We start from the raw sequence: 7,285 nt of genomic DNA, 5'->3' as shown, positions 1-7,285 counted from the left end.
GCACCCGTCAATCGCGGCCCTGGCCGCGGCCCTGGCACCGGCGGAACCGGCGGAGTCGCCCGCGCAGGGCCGGCTGGCCGAGATTCTCGCCGGCGTGCTCGGCATCGAGCAGGTCCCGGTGGGCGCTGATTTCTTCCAGGACCTGGGCGCGGACTCGCTGGTGATGGCCAAGTTCTGCGCAAGGGTGCGCAAGCAGCCGGATCTTCCCCAGATATCCATGAAGGAGATCTACGGCAACCCGAATATCGCCGCACTGGCAGCGGCCCTGCAGGTTCCCCCGCAGCAGGACAAAAAGACGGAGCCCTCGCCAGCCGTGGCCTCCGTGCCGGAGACGCCGCCGCCCATGGACGCGCGGACGTGGGAGTATGTCACCTGCGGCGCCCTGCAAGTGCTCGTCTACATCGGCTACTGCCTACTCGCCGGTCTCATCGCGGTCGTGGGGTACCAGTGGTTGTTCCCGGCCGCGGGGCCGGGCAACCACCACTGGTTGGGCCACGGGATGGAATTCTGGGAGCTCTACCTGCGGTCGATCGCCTACACTGCTGCGACGTTCGTGCTGCTGTGCATCCTGCCGGTGGCCGCCAAGTGGATTTTCGTCGGTCGCTTCCGGCCCAGGGAGATCCGCATCTGGAGCCTGGCCTACTTCCGGTTCTGGCTGGTGAAGGCGTTGATGCGCACCTCCCCCCTCTCGCTGATGGCCGGTTCGCCGCTGACCACCTTCTACCTGCGGGCCATGGGCGCGAAGGTCGGCCGCAACGTGATGATCATGACCAACCGCCTGCCGATCTGCACCGACCTGCTCACGATCGGTGAGGGAACGGTGATCCGCAAGGACGTCATGCTCAACGGGTACCGCGCCCACGGCGGCGTCATCCAGGTGGGCGGGATCACGCTGGGCAGGGAAGTGACCATCGGCGAGGGCAGCGTCCTGGACATCAACACGTCGATGGGTGACCGCGCGCAGCTGGGCCACCGGTCCACGCTCTACACCGGCCAAGCCGTGCCCGACGGCGAGCGGTGGCACGGTTCGCCGGGCAGGCCCGGGGGTGCGGACTACGCGACGGTCGAGCCGACGCCCTACCGGCCGTGGCACCGGGGATGGTTCGCCGTTTCCCAGCTCGTGAGCACCATCGGGCTGGGCCGCACCATGTGGGGACTGGCGATCACGCTGGTCGTCCTGGCGAACCCGAACGTCGCGGCCCTTCTGGAGTCGCAGGCGTGGGCGTTCACCGACTGGGTCTTCTACGCCGAGGCGGCCGCCTACGCGGCCCTGGGCGTTATCGGTGGAACGGTCGTGGCGTTGGTCCTCATCACCACCCTGCCGCGGCTGCTGCAACTCGCGCTGAAGCCCGACACGGTGTATCCAATGTTCGGGCTGCGTGACGCGGCGGCACGGGCGGTGGGCAAGATGACCAACAGCCCCATGCTCGGGATGTTGTTCGGTGACAGCTCCTACGTCGTGAACTACGTGCGGGCCATCGGGTACCGCCAGCCGCACGTCCAACAGACCGGCTCGAATTTCGGCACCGGGTTCAAGCACGACAACCCGTTCCTCTCGACCATCGGCACCGGCACCATGATCGCCGACGGGGTGTCGTTCATGAACACGGAATACTCCTCGACGTCGTTCAAGCTCAGCGGGGTGGCGATCGGCGCGCACAACTTCCTGGGCAACGCCGTCTTGTACCCGGCCGAAGCCAGGACCGGGGACAACTGCCTGCTGGCGACCAAGGTCATGGTCCCCATCGACGGGCCGGTGCGCCAGGGCGTGGGCCTGCTTGGATCGCCGGCGTTCGAGATCCCCCGCTCGGTGCTGCGGGACACCCTCCCCGAGGAGCACAGGGGCCGTGCACAGCTCCGCCATGAGCTGGCGGCCAAGAACGGCCACAACCTGCGCACCATGGCCCTCTTGATGCTGGCGCGGTGGTTCAACGCCGCGGTGGCCCTGCTGGCGATGTTCGCCGGCCTCGAATTCTCCGACCAATTCGGCTTCCTCGCGATCAGCGCGTCGTTCGTCGTGATGCTCCTGCTCGGCGTGCTGGTGCCCGTCGGCCTCCAGCACCTCGCCACGGGGTTCCGGCGGCTCCGGCCCCGGTTGTGTTCCATCTACGACCCCTACTTCTGGTGGCACGAGCGGTACTGGAAGCTGCAGGCCCAGAGCCGGTACGTGGCGCTCTTCAACGGGACGCCGTTCAAGCCGATGGTCTGGCGCCTGCTGGGCGTGCGGATCGGGAGCCGGGTCTTCGACGACGGCTGCGGGATCGTCGAGCGCTCCCTCGTGACGATCGGCTCCCGCTGCACCCTGAACGTCGGCACCACGATCCAGTCCCATTCCCAGGAGGACGGGATGTTCAAGTCCGACTACAACGTCATCGGGGACGACGTCACGCTCGGCGTCGCCGCCTTCATCCACTACGGCGTGAGCATCGAAGACGGCGTGATCGTCACCGCCGACTCCTTCGTGATGAAGGGGACGGCCCTCACCCGGGGAACCCTGTGGGGCGGCAACCCGGCCGAAGAGATCCGTGCCGCCGCCACGTCCCCCGTCGCACTGAAAGGGCCCGCGTCATGACTACCACTCCAGCGCTCACCTGCCGCACCGCCGGCCAAACGTCAGATCCGGTCGACGGCCGGCGCTCCGTCCCGGCTGCCGTACCGACGGCGATTCCCAGGTGGACCCGGGACCCGCAGTCCGGCCAGCAGCAGGTCGAGGTGGCGGTTCCCGAGGACCTGCACACGTCCGTCAGGCTGACGGCCCGTGCCCTGAAGACGACGCCTGGCTCGCTCTGGCTGGCGGCCCACGCGCGGGTACTGCAGGCCTTGACCGGCGAGACGGAGATCGACACCGGATGCGTGGACACGGCGGGGATCTGGCGGTGCAAGCTCGATCTGGGCCACCCGTCCTGGCGGGGCTTGGTCGCCGAGGCACACGACCGGCAGGTCCGGGCCGGGGCCGAGCCTGCCGACACCGAGAAGGCCGGCCGCGGGGAGGCCCGTCACGAGACCGCATCTCCGGGATACGAGGTGGTGTTCGGCGCGCTTCAGGGCGAGGATGCAGAGCTGCCGGAGGGCATCGTCCTCGGGGTCACCCTCCGGACCGTGGCCGGTGGCGAGGTGCTCCTGCTGCGGTACCGGCGGGACGTCCTCGACGACGGTGCCGCCCTCAGGATCGCCGGCTACCATCTGGCCGCGCTCCGCCACTTGGTCGCCGACCCCGAAGCGGAGCCCGCCGACGCCGACCTCGTCGATCCCGACGAGCGCCGCTTCCAACTCGAGCAGCTGGCCGGGCCCGAGCGGCCCCGGCCCCAACGCCGCTTCCACGAGTTGTTCGAGGAACGCGTACGGCAGCATCCCGAGCGCATCGCGGCCGTCCAGGACGCGCGGGAGTGGACGTACGCGGAGTTGAACGCCCGCGCCAACCGCCTGGCCCGCGCCCTGCTGGCACGCGGACTGCAGGCGGAGGACGTCGTGGCGGTGGTCGCCGAGCGGGACCTGGAGTGGATGGCCGCGGTCATCGGCATCCTCAAGGCCGGAGGCGCGTACCTACCGATCGAACCGCACTTCCCCGCCGACCGGATTGCCAGAACGCTCACGCGGGCCGGGAGCCGGATGGCGCTGACCGAGGAAGGCAGCACCGCCACGCTGGACGAAGCACTTGACGGGATGCCTTCGGTCACAAGGATCCTCTTCGAGGACATCGAGGCCGAGGGGCACGCCGACGACGATCTCGGCGTGGAGGTGCGTCCGGACCAACTCGCCTACGTCTACTTCACTTCGGGCTCCACGGGCGAGCCGAAGGGCGCGATGTGCGCGCACGACGGGATGGTGAACCACCTGTACGCCAAGATCGAGGACCTGGGGATCGGCCCCGGCGACGTCGTCGCCCAAAGCGCCCCCCAGTGCTTCGACATCTCGCTGTGGCAACTGGTCTCGGCCCTGCTTGTCGGCGGCCGCACACTCATCGTCGGGCAGGACCGCATCTTGGACGTCGAGCGGTTCGTCGACACGGTGGAACGGGGCGCGGTGGCGGTCTTCCAGGTCGTCCCGTCGTATCTGGATGCGGTGGTGTCGTACCTGGGCGGCAATCCCCGCACCCTGCCGCACCTACGCAGCGTCTCTGCGACCGGTGAGGCCTTGAAACGTGAGCTGGTCCGCCGCTGGTTCGACGTGATGCCGAACGTCAAGCTGGTCAACGCCTACGGACTGACGGAGACCTCGGACGACACGAACCACGAGGTGATGAGCGCAACGCCAGCGGGCGGCTCCGTGCCGCTGGGCCCGCCGATCCCGAACGTCCGGATCCACATCCTCGACGAGCGGCAGCGGCTCGTACCGCTCGGAGCGCCGGGCGAGATCGCCTTCTCCGGGGTGTGCGTGGGCCGCGGCTACATCAACGACCCGGAGCGCACGGCACAGGCCTACTCCACCGACCCCTACGTGGACGGCGCTCGGCTCTACCGGGCTGGCGACTTTGGGCGCTGGTCACTGGACGGCAAGCTGGAGTACCTTGGCCGGCGCGACAACCAGGTCAAGATCTCCGGGTTCCGTATCGAGATCGGCGACATCGAGAACGCGCTGTTGCGGGTTCCCGGCGTCCGCGACGGCGCGGTCGTCGTCGGCGAGGGCGGCGGGCAGTCCAAGTTCCTGGTGGCGTTCTACGCTGGCAACTGGCCCCTCGAGGTCGATGAGATCCGCAGCGAGATGGCCTCGCGGGTTCCGGGCTACATGGTTCCGTCGGCGTACAGATGGCAGGAGAGCCTGCCCCTGACCGGCAACGGGAAGATCGACCGGAAGGCATTGACCCGCATGGCGCAGGAGGTCGCACCCGAGGCCGGCACCCCCACGGAGGCGCTCACGGCCACCGAGCAGCGGCTTGCCGAGGCATGGGCGAGCGTCCTAGGCCTACCGGCGGGTCGGATCGGCGGGCAGGACTCGTTCTTTGCGCTGGGCGGCACCTCCCTGTCCGCGGTGAAGCTCGCCGTCCTGCTCAAGCGCGAGGTGTCGATCAAGGACATCATGCAAACGCCCGTCCTGGCGGACCTCGCGACCCTGCTCGATGCTTCGTCCCTGGAGGTCGCTGCCGAACCGCCCGCGCCGGCGGAAACCGCCGCAGAGACCGCCTCCATGCCCCGGACACCGACAAGACGCTCCAACCCGCTACCCATGAAACGAAAGGACCTCTGATGTCGTCTCCTTCACCCAGGATCCAGCTCGACGTGAAACGCCAAGCCGGCCGTTCACCGATGCTCGCCGTCGAGGACGGCCACGACCCCGTGCAGTGGGCCGAAGAGAACCGCGAGGCGCTGCGCGCGGCCGTGGACGAGCACGGCGCGGTCCTGGTCCGCGGGCTGGGCCTCAGTGATCCAGCCCAGGTGGCCGAGGTCTACCAACGGCTGGTCCCGAGCGGCCTCATACCGGACCGGGAGGCATTTGCCACCAGGCATCCCTACCTGGACGGCGTCTATTCGTCCCTCACGTGGCCAGCGAACCAGCCGATGTGCATGCACCACGAGCTCAGCTACGCACTCGAGTTCCCCGGCCTGATGCTCTTCGCCTGCCTCCAGGCACCCGGCGTCGGTGGCGTGACCGGCGTCGCGGACGCCCGCTCGGTGCTCGACGCCATACCGGCGGACATCGTCCAGCGGTTCGAAAGCGACGGGTGGCTGCTCACCCGCAGCTACAACGGGGACATCGGAGCCACCTACGAGGAGGCGTTCGGGGTCGGCGACCGCGCTGGCGTCGAGAGCTACTGCCGGGCCCACGCGATCGAGTTCGAGTGGCAGCCCGACGGGGAGCTCCGCACCCGGCAACGGCGCCCTGCCGTGGTCCGGCACCCGGTGACCGGCGAACGCTGCTGGTTCAACCAGGTCGCGTTCCTGAGCGAATGGACCATCGCGCCCGAGGTGAGGGAGTACCTGGTGGACGTCTACGGTTCCGACGGGCTGCCGTTCAACACCCGATTCGGCAACGGCGAGCCGATCGGCGAGGACGTCATCGCCCTCTTGAACGAGGTCTACGAGACCCACACCCTTCGAACGCCGTGGGAGACCGGGGACCTCATGCTCGTCGACAACGTGCGCATGGCCCACAGCCGCGAGGCGTACGAGGGTTCACGGGAAATCCTCGTGGGCATGGCCGAGCCACGCAATGCATTCGATCTCGCTACCCACACCCAGGACGGTGCATGATGACAGAATTCGCAGCTTCCCCAGTGACAACCGCCGGGGAACCGAAGACGGTTCCCCCTTTCGCGGTCATCCCCGGAGCCCAGGTGCAGCAGGTGCTCCAGGGGCGGGAGAAACAGGTCGTCGAACTCGTCGAGCAGACCTACCGGACGCACGCGGCCGGAGACTCGGTGAACCCCCCGTCCTACTTCCTGCGCTTCCCGGACCGGCCCACCTCGCGCATCATCGCCCTGCCCGCCTCGGTCGGCGGACAGGTGGAGGTTGACGGCATCAAGTGGGTCTCCAGCTTCCCGGAGAACGTGGCGTCGGGGATTCCGCGCGCCTCAGCGGTCTTGATCCTCAACGACCGGGCGACGGGCTACCCCTTCGCGTGCATGGAGAGCTCCATTATCAGCGCCTCCAGGACGGCTGCGTCGGCCGCCGCGGCTGCGGACTGGCTCAGCCGGGGACGGGGGCGACCCAGGCGCATCGGGTTCTTCGGCGTGGGACTCATCGCCCGCTACATCCACACCTTCTTGAACGCGACCGACTGGTCCTTCGACGAGATCGGGGTGTTCGACCTCGCGGGCGAGAGCGCGCAGGGTTTCAAGGGCTATCTTGAACGCAGCGGCACCGGAGCCCGGGTGACCGTGCACGACGGCCCCGAGCAGCTGATCCGGAGCAGCGACCTCGTCGTCTTCGCCACGGTGGCGGGCGAGCCGCACGTGCACGACACGACGTGGTTCGCGCACAACCCGCTGGTACTTCACGTGTCCCTGCGCGATTTGGCCCCGGAGATCCTGTTGGCGTCGACCAACATCCTCGACGACGTCGACCACTGCTTGAAAGCCGGGACATCGGCCCACCTTGTGGAGCAGATGGTCGGCCACCGGGACTTCGTGGACGGCACCTTGGTCGACGTCATGGAAGGCAAGGTATCGCCAGCAGTTGACCGCCCCGTGGTGTTCTCGCCGTTCGGTCTGGGCGTGCTCGACCTCGCGGTGGGCAAGTACGTCTACGACGAACTTGCCAGCAGCGGCCAGCTCCGGGTGGTCGAGGACTTCTTTTCCGAGCTGCGTAGGTACGGCTGACCCGGCGGCCCAACAACGTTTATCCATTCG

At 68.3% G+C, this 7,285-nt stretch carries 4 protein-coding genes; all 4 read left to right on the top strand.

All coding sequences use genetic code 11. The annotated features are described in order from the left end of the window. Positions 1 to 2,572, top strand: a 2,572-nt coding sequence (locus ACFY5D_RS16395; protein WP_387532159.1) for a Pls/PosA family non-ribosomal peptide synthetase, incomplete at its 5' end; no start/stop codon positions are given. Next, positions 2,569 to 5,184, top strand: a complete 2,616-nt coding sequence (locus ACFY5D_RS16390; RefSeq protein WP_387532157.1) for an amino acid adenylation domain-containing protein — start codon at positions 2,569 to 2,571, stop codon at positions 5,182 to 5,184. The genes ACFY5D_RS16395 and ACFY5D_RS16390, both read left to right, overlap by 4 nt. Continuing rightward, positions 5,184 to 6,188 carry a TauD/TfdA family dioxygenase gene (locus ACFY5D_RS16385; protein ID WP_387532155.1) on the top strand — a complete coding sequence of 335 codons (1,005 nt, stop codon included), beginning with the start codon at positions 5,184 to 5,186 and terminating at the stop codon, positions 6,186 to 6,188. Before ACFY5D_RS16390 ends, ACFY5D_RS16385 begins: the two co-directional genes overlap by 1 nt. Beyond that, positions 6,185 to 7,255 (top strand): 2,3-diaminopropionate biosynthesis protein SbnB, encoded by a 1,071-nt coding sequence (sbnB, locus tag ACFY5D_RS16380; protein ID WP_387532152.1) that lies wholly within the window; start codon positions 6,185 to 6,187, stop codon positions 7,253 to 7,255. The genes ACFY5D_RS16385 and sbnB overlap by 4 nt, the downstream gene beginning before the upstream one ends. The last annotated feature ends 30 nt before the right edge of the window (positions 7,256 to 7,285 follow it).

The sequence above is a fragment of the Paeniglutamicibacter sp. NPDC012692 genome (assembly GCF_042901625.1).
Lineage (GTDB): Bacteria > Actinomycetota > Actinomycetes > Actinomycetales > Micrococcaceae > Paeniglutamicibacter.
The sequence above is the reverse complement of the archived record's forward strand: the minus strand, read 5'-3'. Positions and strand labels throughout refer to the sequence as shown.